The 14,456-nt window shown below is 69.6% G+C and carries 8 protein-coding genes and 2 rRNA genes (1 of these 10 only partly in view); 4 read left to right on the top strand and 6 right to left on the bottom strand.

Annotation, left to right across the window (positions count from 1 at the left end; translation table 11 throughout):
- Positions 1–96: 96 nt before the first annotated feature.
- The 4 genes from HS048_RS11840 to HS048_RS11825 form a co-directional block, all read right to left on the bottom strand.
- Positions 97–1,359, bottom strand: a complete 1,263-nt coding sequence (locus HS048_RS11840; RefSeq protein WP_196466967.1) for an extracellular solute-binding protein — start codon at positions 1,357–1,359, stop codon at positions 97–99.
- Positions 1,360–1,441: 82 nt separating this feature from the next.
- Positions 1,442–2,947 (bottom strand): CoA-acylating methylmalonate-semialdehyde dehydrogenase, encoded by a 1,506-nt coding sequence (locus HS048_RS11835; protein ID WP_196466966.1) that lies wholly within the window; start codon positions 2,945–2,947, stop codon positions 1,442–1,444.
- Between the two features lie 141 nt (positions 2,948–3,088).
- The gene (locus HS048_RS11830; RefSeq protein ID WP_196466965.1) at positions 3,089–4,390 is read right to left on the bottom strand and encodes an aspartate aminotransferase family protein; all 1,302 of its coding nucleotides are present in this window, start codon (positions 4,388–4,390) and stop codon (positions 3,089–3,091) included.
- 69 nt (positions 4,391–4,459) lie between these two features.
- Entirely contained in the window at positions 4,460–5,989 is a 1,530-nt protein-coding gene (locus tag HS048_RS11825) for an MFS transporter (RefSeq protein WP_196466964.1), read from the bottom strand.
- Positions 5,990–6,044: 55 nt separating this feature from the next.
- Between HS048_RS11825 and HS048_RS11820 the strand changes: the two genes are divergently transcribed.
- The 4 genes from HS048_RS11820 (at position 6,045) to HS048_RS11805 (ending at position 11,488) form a co-directional block, all read left to right on the top strand.
- A complete protein-coding gene (locus tag HS048_RS11820) occupies positions 6,045–6,797 on the top strand; it encodes a TetR/AcrR family transcriptional regulator C-terminal domain-containing protein (RefSeq protein ID WP_307832434.1) in 753 nt (250 codons plus the stop codon).
- A gap of 51 nt (positions 6,798–6,848) precedes the next feature.
- Positions 6,849–8,474 carry a PucR family transcriptional regulator ligand-binding domain-containing protein gene (locus HS048_RS11815; protein WP_068897056.1) on the top strand — a complete coding sequence of 542 codons (1,626 nt, stop codon included), beginning with the start codon at positions 6,849–6,851 and terminating at the stop codon, positions 8,472–8,474.
- 165 nt (positions 8,475–8,639) lie between these two features.
- A complete protein-coding gene (locus HS048_RS11810; protein WP_068897057.1) occupies positions 8,640–10,103 on the top strand; it encodes a phosphodiester glycosidase family protein in 1,464 nt (487 codons plus the stop codon).
- A 242-nt stretch (positions 10,104–10,345) separates the two neighbouring features.
- On the top strand, positions 10,346–11,488 hold the full coding sequence (locus HS048_RS11805; protein ID WP_196466962.1) for a DUF418 domain-containing protein: 1,143 nt from the start codon (positions 10,346–10,348) through the stop codon (positions 11,486–11,488).
- A gap of 222 nt (positions 11,489–11,710) precedes the next feature.
- On the opposite strand, the gene rrf is transcribed toward HS048_RS11805, so the two are convergent.
- Positions 11,711–11,827, bottom strand: a 5S ribosomal RNA gene (gene rrf, locus HS048_RS11800).
- Positions 11,828–11,958: 131 nt separating this feature from the next.
- A 23S ribosomal RNA gene (locus HS048_RS11795) occupies positions 11,959–14,456 on the bottom strand; it runs 626 nt beyond the window's last position.

The following is a 14,456-nucleotide window of genomic DNA, read 5'->3' as shown; positions in this document are numbered from 1 at the left end:
GGGGAAGCACGCGGGAGCGCCCCTGAAGCAGGCGCGCCCGGCGGGGGAACCGGACAGCGCCCGCGGCTCGTCAATCGCCGACCGGGAAGTCCCCGTCTACTTCACGAGGGCCTTCCAACGGCTCGCCCAATCGGCGTAGTCAGTGCATTCCCCGCCCACGCCGCCGCAATCGCGCGATGGGCGAACGGCAAAGAAAACCCCCTCCGGCCGCTTCCCGTCCCGGGCGTCGTGGACGTCGCAGACGTGGCGGGCGCGGCCCGTGCAGGCCTCGGGGTTGGCCGGAGCCAGCCCGGTCCAGGCGGCGGCCCACCGCTGCGCCTCGGCGGAGCTCATCCAGTCGAGCCATTTGTAGGCGCAGTTCGGGCTCGCGGCGGCGGCGGAGATCATCCAGGAGTCGGCCCAGCCGGTCGCCGGCGCCTTGCCGAACGTCTCCAGCGGCCTGCCCGCGCGCTCGAAGAGGTCGGCGTGGTACGGCCAGGCCTGGGCCAGGCGCACGGAGCCGCCCGCGACCGCCCGGACCACCTCGACCGGGTCCTTCCAGTAGACCCGGTCCGGCCCGTCCCGCTCGGCGAGCAGCCCGACCGCCGCGTCGAGCTGGGCGGGGGTGAGCTGGAACGGGTCGGAGACGTCCAGGTCCCGCCCGGCCCCGGCGAGCGCCAGCGCGGCGTCGGCGATGCTCAGCGGGTCGTCCCTGATCGCCACGGGACTGGTCGTGTAGAGGTCTCCGGGACCGTCGTAGCCGCCGTCACGGGCACCGTCGCGGGACCCGGCGTGGACGACCCGGTTGACCCCCCACAGGTAGGGGACGCCGTAGACCTCGTCCTTCCGGCGCAGCCCGGGCAGCTCGCGCAGCCACCCGGGGATGTCGTCGTACGCCTCGATCAGCGAGGTGTCCACCGGCGCGACGCTTCCGCCGGCCATGAGCGCCCCGGCCAGCTCCGGCGGAGGCGAGACGACGTCGTAGGAGCCGTCCTCGAACCTGGCGGCCATCTCCTCGCCCGTCCGCACCCGGTCCAGCGCCACGACCCGGCATCCGGTCCGCTTCTCGTACGGGGTGACCCAGTCGACCTTCGTGCTCGTCCCGCCGTACTCGACGCGGCCCTGCAGCGCCAGCACGCGCAGGGTGCCCTCCGACTCGCCGATCGACGCCGAGGGCGAGGGCGAGGGGCTCGCGGCAGGCGAGCCGGTGGGCTTCGCGGTGGCCGTCACACTGGGCGTCGCCGGGGCCGCGGGCGTCACCGCCGGACCGGCCGCGAGCCGGACGGCCGGCGACCCCGTGCCGGCGCAGGCCGCGAGCGCCAGGAGACCCGTGCCCGCCATCCCCGCCAGCCTCGTACGGCGGAGCCGGTCCCTACCCACGATGCCCCCTCGAACGCCGCTGCCGACCTGCTCGGAGCCTACCGGCCGCGGCCCCGTCGCGGGCCGGGAGGACCGCCGGGGACTACACGCTGGTCGGGAAGCCGAGGTTGACCCCGCCGTGGCTCGGGTCGAGCCAGCGCGAGGTGACGACCTTGCCCCGGGTGTAGAAGTGCACGCCCTCGGTGCCGTGGACGTGCGTGTCCCCGAAGAGCGAGGCCTTCCAGCCGCCGAAGCTGTAGAACGCCGTCGGCACCGGGATCGGCACGTTGATGCCGACCATGCCGGCCTCCACCTCGTTCTGGAAGCGCCGGGCGGCGCCGCCGTCGTTGGTGAAGATCGCGGTGCCGTTGCCGTACTCGCCCCCGTTGATCAGCGCCAGGCCCTCCTCGTAGGAGGAGACCCGCACCACCGCCAGCACCGGGCCGAAGATCTCCTCGGTGTGCACCCGGGATCCGGGCGGGACGCGGTCGAGCACGGTGGGCCCGAGCCAGAAGCCGGGGGTCTCCGCCGCGGCGCCGCCGCCCAGGACCGGCGTCAGCCTGCCGTCCACCACCAGCTCCGCGCCCTCGGCGACGCCCACCTCCAGGTAGGAGGCCACCTTGTCGCGGTGGGCGGCGGTGACCAGCGGGCCCATCTCGGAGCGGGGGTCGTCACCGGGGCCGACGGTCAGCTTCCCCACCCGGGAGACGATCTTCTCCACGAGCTCGTCGCCGACCGGGTCCACCGCCAGCACGACGGAGATCGCCATGCAGCGCTCGCCGGCCGAGCCGAAGCCCGCCGAGACCGCGGAGTCGGCGACGAGGTCGAGGTCGGCGTCGGGCAGGACCAGCATGTGGTTCTTGGCCCCGCCGAGCGCCTGGACCCGCTTGCCGGCGGCGGTCCCGGTCTCGTAGACGTGGCGGGCGACCGGGGTCGAGCCGACGAACGAGACGGCCTTGACGTCCGGGTGCTCCAGCAGCCGGTCCACCGCCTCCTTGTCCCCCTGGACCACGTTGAAGACCCCGTCCGGCAGTCCCGCCTCCGTCCAGAGCCGGGCCAGCAGCAGCGAGGCCGACGGGTCGCGCTCCGACGGCTTGAGCACGAAGGTGTTGCCGCAGGCGATCGCGACGGGGAACATCCACATCGGGACCATGGCCGGGAAGTTGAACGGGGTGATCCCGGCGACCACGCCCAGCGGCTGGCGGATCGAGTAGGAGTCGACCCGTGTGGAGACGCCCTCGGAGAAGCCGCCCTTGAGCAGGTGCGGGACGCCGCAGGCGAACTCCACGACCTCCAGCCCCCGGGCGACCTCGCCCAGCGCGTCGGAGTGGACCTTGCCGTGCTCGGCGCTGATCAGCGCGGCGAGCTCGTCGCGGTGGGCGTGCACCAGCTCGCGGAAGCGGAACAGCACCTGCGACCGCTTCACCAGCGAGGTGTCCCGCCAGCCGGGGTGGGCCGCGGCGGCCGCCGCCACGGCCGCGTCGACCTCGGCGGCCGAGGCGAGCCGTACCCGCCCGGCGACCTCGCCCCTGGCCGGGTCGAAGATGTCCGCCGTGCGGCCGGCGCCCTCGACGGCGGTTCCGTTGATCCAGTGAGTGACGTTCTTCACGATCCCGTGCTCCCTGCGCGCCCTGCGGCGCGCCTCCTCCCGCGCCCTGCGGCGCGATGCCTCCCGCACGCCTGTCCGGCACGGCGCTCCCGCGTACCGGCGTGCGGCGTCCTGCCCGTGTGCGGCGTCCTGCCTGCGCGCCTACGGCGCGGCGACCTCCGCGGCGACGGTCTCGAGCGCGGCGACGACGATCCCGAGGCCCTCGGCGGCCTCCTCCGCCGTCAGGGTGAGCGGCGGGGCCATGCGCAGCACGTTGCCGTACAGGCCGCCCTTGCCCACGAGCAGACCCGCCTTCCTGCTCTCCTCCATGAACCGGGCCGCGAGCGCCGGGGCGGGCGCGCCGGTGGCCGGGTCGACCAGCTCGACGGCGAACATCAGGCCCTTGCCGCGCACGTCCCCGACGATCGGCAGGCGGGGCGCGGCCTCGCGCAGGCCGTCGATGATCAGCGCGCCGGTCCGGGCCGCGTTCGCCTGCAGGTCGTGGTCGAGCACGTAGTCGAGGGTCGCGTTGGCCGCGGCCATGGAGACCGGGTTGCCGCCGAAGGTGGCCAGGCCGGTCGCGTGCAGGGCGTCCATCAGCTCGCCGCGGGCGACGACGCCGCCGACCGCGAAGCCGTTGCCGAGCCCCTTGGCGAAGGTCATCATGTCCGGCGTGACCCTGTGGTCCTGGATGCCGAAGAACGCCGAACCGGTACGGCCCCAGCCGGTCTGCACCTCGTCGGAGATGAACAGGATCCCCTCGGCGTCCAGGACCTCCTTGTAGGCCGCGAACAACCCGTCGGGCGCCATGGTGAACCCGCCCACGCCCTGGATCGGCTCGGCGATCAGCGCGGCGACGTCGCCGCCGGCGGCGGTGGCGAGCACGTGGCGCAGGTCCTCGACGCAGGCCGCGATGTAGTCGGCGTCCGACATGCCGCGGAACTGGGCGAGGTGCCGGTCCGCGCCGTGCAGGAAGTGCACGTTCAGCGGCGAGAGCGAGTTGTTCTTCCACGCCCGGTTGCCCGTCACGCCGACCGCGCCGAAGCTGCGGCCGTGGTAGCTCTGCCGCATGGCGAGCACCTGGTCGGACCTGCGCGCGTAGGTGGCCAGCAGCAGCGCCGTCTCGTTCGCCTCGGTGCCGGAGTTGGTGAAGAAGACCTTCGCGTCCTCGATGCCGGAGAGCCGGGCGATCTTCTCCGCCAGCTCGACCTGCCCGCGGAGCAGGTAGACGGTGGAGGTGTGCACCACGCCGGTGGCGAGCTGCCGCTCGACGGCCTCGCGCACCTCGGGCACGTCGTAGCCGATCATGTTGGTCAGGATGCCCGCGAAGAAGTCCAGGTAGGTCTTCCCCGACGCGTCGACGACCCGGTTGCCCTTGCCGCCGACGATCTCGATGGGCTCGTTGTAGTAGAGGGCCAGCCAGTTGGGCATGACCGCCCGGTGACGCGCGAGAAGGTCCGACATGCATCGAGTATCCCTGCCCGCGCTCACCGCTCCTACCGGCAGACTGTCGGGGAAACCGGCGGTCGCCCGTCAGGGTGTAAACCCCGCGCCCACCCCCTGCTCCTCCCCTTCCGCCTCGGCCCGGGCCCCCGCCCTCGGCGCGGGACGGACCACCGCCAGGGCCAGGGCCGCGGCCGCGGCGCAGAAGCCGATGCCGACCCAGGAGCCGAAGGACATGGCCGAGACGAACGCCTCCCGCGCGGTCCCCATCAGGGCCGGGTCCCCCAGCAGGGCGGCGCCCGCGATGGACTCGCGCGCGGCGGCCGGCGCCCCGGCGGGCATCGACGAGGTGTAGACCCCGGCGAGCACGCTGCCGAGCACGGCGACGCTCAGCGCCATACCGACCTGCTGGACGGTGTCGTTCAGCGCCGAGCCGACCCCCGCGTGGGCGGGCGGCACCGCACCCATCAGCGTCGCGTAGGCCGCCGGTCCCGCGAGACCGCCGCCGACGCCCATGACCATGAGGCCGGCGATCAGCGTGCCGTACCCGCTGCCGGCGGACAGGAAGGCGAGCACTCCGAAGCCGAGGCCCATGACGCCCAGCCCGGCCGCGATGAGCGCCCGGTTGCTGACCTTCTGCCCCAGTCCGGCGCCGACCGCGTTGAACAGCGCCGCGGCCACCGCGTACGGCAGTAGCGCGAGTCCCGCCTTCATCGGGTCGTAGCCCAGCACGAACTGCAGGTACTGGGTGAGCATCAGCAGCAGCGCGCCGGTGCCGAACGACATCAGCACGATCGAGAACGACGCCCCGCTGAAGTTGCGGTCGCGGAAGAGCTCCAGCGGCAGCATGGGATGGTCGGAGCGGCGCTCCCAGAGCACGAAGGCGCCGAGCGCGAGCGCGGCCAGTGCCGCGACGGCCGGCACCGGGCCTCCGGTCAGCCCCTCGGAGGGCAGGGAGATGACCACGAAGACCAGCGCGCTCATGCCCGTGGTGGACAGGACCACGCCGGCCGGGTCCAGCCGCCGCGCCGGGCCGCGCGACTCGGGCATCAGCACGACCGCCGCCGCGGCGGCCACCACCGCGACGGGCACGTTCAGCAGGAAGATCGACCCCCACCAGTAGTGCTCCAGCAGGAAACCGCCCAGCGTGGGACCGGCGATCACCCCGACCATCGCCACCGCGCTCCACGCCGCGATGGCCTTGCGGCGCTCGCTCTCGTCGAAGACGGTGATCAGGATCGACAGTGTGCTCGGCATCAGGATGGAGCCGCCGACGCCCATCAGCGCGCGGGCCGCGATGAGCTGCCAGGGTTCGGTGACCACCACGGCGACCAGCGAGGCCCCGCCGAACAGGATCAGGCCGATGATCAGGAAGCGCCTGCGGCCGTACCGGTCGGAGAGGCTGCCCGCGGTGAGCAGCAGACCGGCGAAGACCAGGATGTAGGCGTCCAGGATCCACTGGATGTCCGCCGGTCCCGCGCCGAGATCGGTCATCAGGGACGGGATCGCCAGGTTCAGGACGGTGTTGTCCACCACCAGGACCAGCAGGCTCAGGCACAGGACCCCGAGGATCCACCAGCGCCGCGGATCACGCTCTTCTCGTACAGTGTTCGATTTCACTCGCACACTGTACGACAAAAATCGCACGGTGTGCGAGTGCATTTATGCTGGAAGGGTGCAGCAGCCCATCGACTCGGTCTGGACCCGCGAGCCCAGGACCTCCAAGAGCCCGACGCTCAGCCGCGGGCAGATCGTCCGCACCGCGATGGAGCTGCTCGACGCCGAGGGGGTGGACGCGCTGAGCATGCGCCGCCTGGGCGCGAAGCTCGGCGCGGGGGCCACCAGCATCTACTGGCACGTGGCCCACAAGGAAGAGCTGCTCGAACTCGTCATGGACGAGGTCTACGGCGAGGTCCCGCTGCCCGACCCGGAGGTCGCGGGGTGGGAGGACGCCGTCACGGTCTTCGCGTACGGCCTGCGCGACGCGCTCTTCAAGCACCCCTGGGCGGTCTCCCTCATCACCACCAGGCCGTCCCTCGGTCCCAACGCCATGCGCCTGTCCACCCGCATGGCGGCCGCCTTCGGCCGGGCCGGCTTCACCGGCCTGGAGGTGGACTACGCGGGTGCCGCCCTGCTCTCCTACGTCCTCGGCGCCACCGCACCCGAGATCGCCTGGCGGAGCATGGTGGACCGCTCCGGGCTCAGCGGCGAAGAGCTGGCGGAAGCCCTGCACGAGACGGTGCGCCGGGCGGCCCGCGACCACCCCGACCTCATCAGCCGCCATGAGAGATACCGCGCCCAAGACGCGGACGTCACCCGCGCGGTCGGCTTCGACTTCGGTCTCACCTGCCTGCTCGACGGGCTGAGGGCGCGCCTGGCGCGGGACGTCGGCCCCCTCACCGGGATCGACAGGGAGTCGCGGACATAACGTAAAACGTCAAGCAGGCATATTTACACATTGATCGGTTATTCTCGGTTCGTGCTGCCCACCATCGCCGATGTGCTCGCCCTGGACACCGTCCGCCGGGGGAACCCGCGGGTCGTCGCGGGCGCCGACCGGCTGGACACGCGAGTGCGCTGGGTCCACGTCGGCGAGGTCACCGACATCGCCCACCTGCTGCACGGCGGCGAACTGGTGCTCACCACCGGCATCGCCCTGCCCGACGACCCCGACAAGCTCACCGGCTACATCACCGGCCTGGCGGCCGTCGGCGCGGCCGGGCTGATCGTGGAGCTGGGCCGCAAGTTCATCGGGGAACTCCCCAGGTCGGTGGTGGCCGCCGCCGAGGAGCACGGCCTGCCGCTGGTCACACTGGCCCGCGAGACCCCGTTCGTGCAGATCACCGAGGCGGTGCACGCCCGGATCATCGACCGGCAGCTGGAGGAGCTGCGCGCCTCGGAACAGCTCCACGAGGTCTTCACCGCCCTCTCCGTCGAGGGCGCCTCCCCCGCGGAGATCCTCGCCCAGGTCTCCCGCCTCTCCGGCCGGCCGGTGCTGCTCGAGAACCTCGCCCACCAGGTGCTCGCCTGCGAGTCCGCCGGGCAGGACACCCGCACCCTGCTGTCCAGCTGGGAGAGCCGCTCCCGCGCCGTCACCTCCGATCAGCGCACCTCCTACGACACCGCCTCCGGCTGGCTGGTCACCATGGTCGGCGCCCGGGGCCAGGACTGGGGCAGGCTGATGCTGCTCTGCGAGGCCGAGCCGGGTCCCCGCGACATCGTGCTCGCCGAGCGCGCCGCCACCACGCTGGCCCTGGGCCGCCTGCTGGAGCGGCACCAGGAGTCCCTGGAACGGCAGGCCCACGGCACGATCATCTCCGGCATCCTCAGCCACGCCTACGCCGATCCCGACGAGGCCGCGGCCCGCGCCCGCGCGGTCGGCGTACCGCTCACCGGCCGCAAGCTGATCAGCGTGGTGCTCCGCCTCGCCGAAGCGCCCGAGAACCCCCCGGACGGCCCGGAGCAACTCGCCAGGCTCGTCGAACTCGCCGACGCCGCCGCCGCGGCCTGCCGCGCCGCCCGCTTCCCCGCCCTGGTCGGAGCCCTGGACCAGAACCGCGTCGGCGTCCTGCTCCCCCTGCCCCCGCGCGCCCTGGCCGAGCCCACGCTGACCACGCTCTCCGACCGCCTGCGCGCCGCCTTCACCGTGCCGTTCGTGCTCGCCGCCGGTTCGGTCGTCGAAACCGTCCGCGACGTACGGCGCAGCTTCCTCGAGGCCGAGCAGGTCGCCGACGTCGCCGTCCGGCAGCCCGACGGGCGGGCCTTCTACCGCCTGCCCGACCTGCACCTGCGCGGCCTGCTCCACCTGCTGCGCGACGACGCCCGGCTGCAGACCTTCGCCGAGCGCGAGCTCGGCCCCCTGCTGGCCCACGACGCCCAGCGCGGCGGCGACCTGGCCCGGATCCTCCGCGTCTACCTGGACTCCGGGCGCAACAAGGCGGTCGCGGCCCAGAAGGCCCACCTGTCCCGTCCCGCCTTCTACGACCGGCTCCGGCGCCTGGAGCGCATCCTCGACGCCGATCTGGACGACGTCGAGACCTGCCTCTCCCTCCACGTCGCGCTGCTGGCGCTGGAGTCCTTCCGCAGGGACGTCCCGCGCTCCTGAGACCCCGGCGTCCGCCCCGTATCGGCCGTCGATGGCGCGGATACGTGTGATCTCATACCAGAAACATCACTTTCTCCGGCTCTTTCCTGCGTTTCACCGTCAATGACAGGTAGATCTCGGCACCATGGTGCACCGAAGTCAGGTCACCAACGGGGAGAGATATACATGTCACGACGTCTCATCGTCGGGCTCACGGCCGTGGCGATCGCGGCCACGGCGATTCCGGCGGAAGCCGAGCAGGCGGGGGCCGCCTTCCCCTCCTCGGCGTTCCCGCTCGGCGAGCCCGGGGCGCCGGTCAAGAACCAGCGCGCGGTGGCTCCCGGGGTCGACCTCTTCAGCGTGACGCACGGCACGCCCACCCAGGGCTGGACCGTCTCCCTGCTGATGCCCAACGGGCACGACAACGGCCCGCTGACCACCGCCCAGGCGAAGGCCGCCGAGGCCGAGTCGGCCGGTTTCACCCCGAGCGTCCTGAGGATCGTGCAGCCCGCCGCCGCGGACGCTCCCCCCGTCGAGCGCTACATGGTGCGGATCGGGCTGTGGACGTTCAAGCAGCGGGCCAAGGCCGACAAGGTCGTCAAGGAGCTCAAGGCCGCCGGGATCCGCGCCAAGACCGACTTCCTCGGTGACGACGGCGACCAGACCACCGGCCCGTGGGACATGCGGGTGGTGATGGTCGACCCGAAGGTCTTCAAGGGTTCCTACCGGACCAGCGTCGGCACCAGCGTGGCCAAGCGCGAGACGACCTCTTCGATGTCCAAGCTCAACAAGGCCATCGCGGGCGTCAACGGCGGCTTCTTCAACATCCACACCGCCAGGGCGCTCCAGGGCGACCCCGTGGGCGTCTCGGTGGTGGGCGGGAAGCTCCTCAGCGAGGGGACGCCGGGCCGGAGCGGGCTCGTCATCACCGGCAGGAAGGCCTGGATCACCGAACTGCGGTCGGCGGTCACCGCGGTCTCCTCCGACGGGACGAAGGTCGAGGTCAAGGGGGTCAACAGAGCCGCCGCCGCGGACGAGCTGGTCCTCTACACCGAGGAGTTCGGCGCCAAGACCGCCGCGGACGGCGGCTCCGAGGTCGTCGTCGACGCCCAGGGCAGGATCGTGAAGGCCCGCGCCGCCGGCGGCGTCGTCCCCCGCGGGCACTACGTGCTCCACGGTACCGGCGTCATGGCCGACTGGCTGCACGAGCACGCCTGGGAGACCTGGACCATGAAGCTCATCACCAAGGTCATCGACCTGCGAACGGGAAGAGCCGTACGGCTCACCCCCCAGACGTACGTGATGGGCGGCGGGGTCGGCCTGCTCAGGAACGGCCGGGTCCGGATCAGCGCGGCGGCCGACGGGCACGCCTCGGTCAACATGATGCTCCGGCGCCACCCCCGCACGATCGTCGGCGTCAACAAGTCGGGCGGGCTCATCCTGGTCACGGTCGACGGCCGCAATCCGGGCGTCTCCGTCGGCGCCTCGATGGTGGAGGCCGCGCAGATCATGCGCTGGCTGGGCGCCAAGCAGGCCATCAACTTCGACGGCGGCGGCTCGACCGCGATGGTCGTCGGCCACAAGGTCGTCAACCGGCCCTCCGACGGCCGGGAACGGACCATCGGGGACGCGCTGTTCATCACCCCCTGACCCACCGGCCCCCGTGTCCCGCCCCCGGGGCGGGGCACGGGGGCGGGACACGGTACCGCCGCGGAGCGTGCCGTAGACGTACTCGTCGACGTCGAACGTGGTGACACGACCACCCGTAGCGGGGTGGGCAGGCCAAGCCGACATCCTTCTTCTCCGAACCGGCCGAAAGTACGGCTCCGCCTGCCGGGAACCCTGCTTTCGACCCATGCCGCTCTCGGCCCGGGCTCGCAGAATGTGTCCCCATGTCACGTGAAGAACCACCCCCGGCACAGCAGACCCGGCATCGGCCCAGCACCCCCGACCATCCTCCCGGTCCCTTGCCGGGGCCGCCCAGCCGCACCTCCCCGGCACAGCGCCCCGCCACCGCTCCGGGGAAGCCGCACCCGGCCACCCGCCCTCACATCGCCGCGCTCGACGTCATCCGCGGGTTCGCCCTGTGCGGCATCCTGCCGGCCAACGTCAAGCCGATCGCCCACATGGCCGGCACCGGAGCGGCGGCCCAGCCGGTGGTGACGGCGAGCCAGGACGGCGCCTGGCTGGACCTGGGACTCTTCGTCGACCAGCGCTTCTTCCCGATCTTCTCTCTGCTGTTCGGCATCGGTTTCTCGCTGCTGCTGGACTCCGCGGGAGATCGCGTCCCCCGCCCACGGCTGCTCCTGCTGCGCCGGCTCCTGGCGCTGCTCGCCATAGGCCTGGCTCACATGCTCCTGCTGTGGCGGGGCGACATCCTGACCGTCTACGCCGTCGTCGGCCTGCTGGTGCTGCTGCCCTCGACCTGGCTGCCGCGCCGGGCCGTAGCCGGACTCGCCGCCGTCCTCATCGTGTTACCGCCGGTCCTCGGCAGCAACGGTGTGCCGCTGGTACCCGGGCTGTTCCTGCTGGGGTCAGCGCTGACCCGGTACGCTGTGGTCCAGCGGATCGAGCGTTCGGCCCGTGTCCCGGCCGTGCTGGGTCTGGTCTTCGCCACGGGGGCGGTGCCCGCCGTATGGCTGCAGATCGAGTCCGGGGCCGCCGGTGCGGACGGTTTCAGCTCCTGGTTCGCCCTCGCCGGACTGCTGATGGCGGGTGCCTACGTGTGCGCCCTGCTGCTTCTGCTCAGAACACCGCTCAGGCCTGTGCTTCAGGGAATTTTCACGCCGCTGGGCCGAATGGCGCTGACCAACTACCTGTCCGCCACGGTCCTCGTCCTGATCGCCACCCGCCTCGTCGGTGGCTCGCCGGACGGGTGGTCCTCGGCGACGGTGCTCCTGATCTCCGGAGCCGTTCTCGTCCCCCAATGGCTGGTGTCCACACTCTGGCTGCGCCGCTACCGCCAAGGACCCCTGGAATGGCTCTGGCGCTGGGCCACCTGGCTCAGCCGTCCGCCCCTGCGCCGCAGTCCCTGACCGAAGACTTCCGCCGGCGTACCCTCGCCTCCCCCGCCACAGCAGAGAAGAGCCCGCCCTCCAGGTGAGCCCCGGGATAACGGGGCAACGAAAGAAAGGGCGCGATCGAAGGACGGCCCGCCCCGTCCCGGGACCGCCCCCGGCTCCCGGGACCACACCCCGGAAACACCCCCGCGAAAACAAGAAAGGGCCGCCCCGAAGGGCGGCCCTCACTCAACAAATGTCCGGCGGCGACCTACTCTCCCACACCCTCCCGAGTGCAGTACCATCGGCGCTGAAGAGCTTAACTTCCGGGTTCGGAATGTAACCGGGTGTTTCCCCTTCGCCATAACCGCCGTAACCCCATGAAACACACAAGCAGATGCCTGTTGTCTCAGAATTGCCTAGTGGACGCGAGCAAGAACCCCGGTTTCGCGCTGCTCCGGACCCGGCGAGGATACAGAGCGCTGCAGAAACCAAGCATAAACTTTGAGGTCAAGTCCTCGGCCTATTAGTACCGGTCAGCTCCACACATTACTGCGCTTCCACCTCCGGCCTATCAACCCGGTCGTCTACCGGGAGCCTTACCCCTCACGGGTGGGAGACCTCATCTCAAGGCGAGCTTCCCGCTTAGATGCTTTCAGCGGTTATCCCTTCCGAACGTAGCCAACCAGCCGTGCTCCTGGCGGAACAACTGGCACACCAGAGGTTCGTCCGTCCCGGTCCTCTCGTACTAGGGACAGCCCCTTTCAAGTCTCCTGCGCGCGCAGCGGATAGGGACCGAACTGTCTCGCGACGTTCTAAACCCAGCTCGCGTACCGCTTTAATGGGCGAACAGCCCAACCCTTGGGACCTACTCCAGCCCCAGGATGCGACGAGCCGACATCGAGGTGCCAAACCATCCCGTCGATATGGACTCTTGGGGAAGATCAGCCTGTTATCCCCGGGGTACCTTTTAGCCGTTGAGCGACGGCGCTTCCACATGCCACCGCCGGATCACTAGTCCCAGCTTTCGCTCCTGCTCGACCCGTCGGTCTCACAGTCAAGCTCCCTTGTGCACTTACACTCGACACCTGATTGCCAACCAGGCTGAGGGAACCTTTGGGCGCCTCCGTTACCCTTTAGGAGGCAACCGCCCCAGTTAAACTACCCACCAGACACTGTCCCTGATCCGGATCACGGACCGAAGTTAGACGTTCAAAACGACCAGAGTGGTATTTCACCAATGACTCCACCCGAACTAGCGTCCGAGCCTCATAGTCTCCCACCTATCCTACACAAGACGCTCCAAACGCCAATGTCAAGCTGTAGTGAAGGTCCCGGGGTCTTTCCGTCCTGCTGCGCGTAACGAGCATCTTTACTCGTAGTGCAATTTCGCCGGGTCTGCGGTTGAGACAGCGGGGAAGTCGTTACGCCATTCGTGCAGGTCGGAACTTACCCGACAAGGAATTTCGCTACCTTAGGATGGTTATAGTTACCACCGCCGTTTACTGGCGCTTAAGTTCTCAGCGTCGCAGGCTTGCGCCCGCTAACCGGTCCCCTTAACGTTCCAGCACCGGGCAGGCGTCAGTCCGTATACATCGTCTTACGACTTCGCACGGACCTGTGTTTTTAGTAAACAGTCGCTTCCCCCTGGCCACTGCGGCCCCCACCAGCTCGGGGAGCAAGTCCCGTCACCAGCGAAGGCCCCCCTTCTCCCGAAGTTACGGGGGCAATTTGCCGAGTTCCTTAACCACAGTTCACCCGATCGCCTTGGTATTCTCTACCTGACCACCTGAGTCGGTTTCGGGTACGGGCCGCACTGATGCTCGCTAGAGGCTTTTCTCGGCAGCATAGGATCACCCACTTCGCCACAATCGGCTCGGCATCACATCTCAGGATACATGAGAGGCGGATTTGCCTACCTCTCTCCCTACCTGCTTACCCCAGGACTACCATCGCCTGGGATGGGCTACCTTCCTGCGTCACCCCATCGCTTACCTACTACCAGATCAGGCCAGGCGTTCACTCTGACACCATCCCCGAAGGGACGATCGAGTTAAGGACCCTTAGTATCACTGGATTCGATATGGGCGCATCACCACGGGTACGGGAATATCAACCCGTTGTCCATCGACTACGCCTGTCGGCCTCGCCTTAGGTCCCGACTTACCCTGGGCGGATTAGCCTGGCCCAGGAACCCTTGGTCATCCGGCGCAGAAGTTTCTCACTTCTGATTCGCTACTCATGCCTGCATTCTCACTCGCACGGCCTCCACAACTCGATCACTCGGCTGCTTCGCCGGCCGCACGACGCTCCCCTACCCATCCACACACCCAGACAGCTCACGCTGCCAGGCTCAATGTGTGAATGCCACGACTTCGGCGGTGCACTTGAGCCCCGCTACATTGTCGGCGCGGAATCACTTGACCAGTGAGCTATTACGCACTCTTTCAAGGGTGGCTGCTTCTAAGCCAACCTCCTGGTTGTCACTGCGACTCCACATCCTTTCCCACTTAGCACACGCTTAGGGGCCTTAGTCGGTGGTCTGGGCTGTTTCCCTCTCGACTACGGAGCTTATCCCCCGCAGTCTCACTGCCACGCTCTCACTTACCGGCATTCGGAGTTTGGCTGACGTCAGTAACCTTGTCGGGCCCATCGGCCATCCAGTGCTCTACCTCCGGCAAGAAACACGCGACGCTGCACCTAAATGCATTTCGGGGAGAACCAGCTATCACGGAGTTTGATTGGCCTTTCACCCCTAAACACAGGTCATCCCCCAGGTTTTCAACCCAGGTGGGGTCGGTCCTCCACGCAGTCTTACCCACGCTTCAACCAGCCCATGCCTAGATCACTCCGCTTCGGGTCTACAGCAGGCGACTCAAACGCCCTATTCAGACTCGGTTTCCCTACGGCTCCCCCACACGGGTTAACCTCGCCACACACCATAACTCGCAGGCTCATTCTTCAAAAGGCACGCAGTCACATCACGCACAGCAAGCTGTGCACG

The sequence above is a fragment of the Planomonospora sp. ID91781 genome (assembly GCF_015711595.1).
Taxonomy (GTDB): Bacteria; Actinomycetota; Actinomycetes; order Streptosporangiales; family Streptosporangiaceae; genus Planomonospora; species Planomonospora parontospora.
Note: the sequence above shows the minus strand (reverse complement) of the source record. Positions and strands in the feature narration are given on the sequence as shown.

Excerpts from the sequence above, each read along its gene's own strand:
- HS048_RS11830 (WP_196466965.1), bottom strand. The coding sequence starts at position 4,390 with ATGTCGGACCTTCTCGCGCGTCACCGGGCGGTCATGCCCAACTGGCTG.
- HS048_RS11810 (WP_068897057.1), top strand. The coding sequence starts at position 8,640 with ATGTCACGACGTCTCATCGTCGGGCTCACGGCCGTGGCGATCGCGGCC.
- HS048_RS11805 (WP_196466962.1), top strand. The coding sequence starts at position 10,346 with ATGTCACGTGAAGAACCACCCCCGGCACAGCAGACCCGGCATCGGCCC.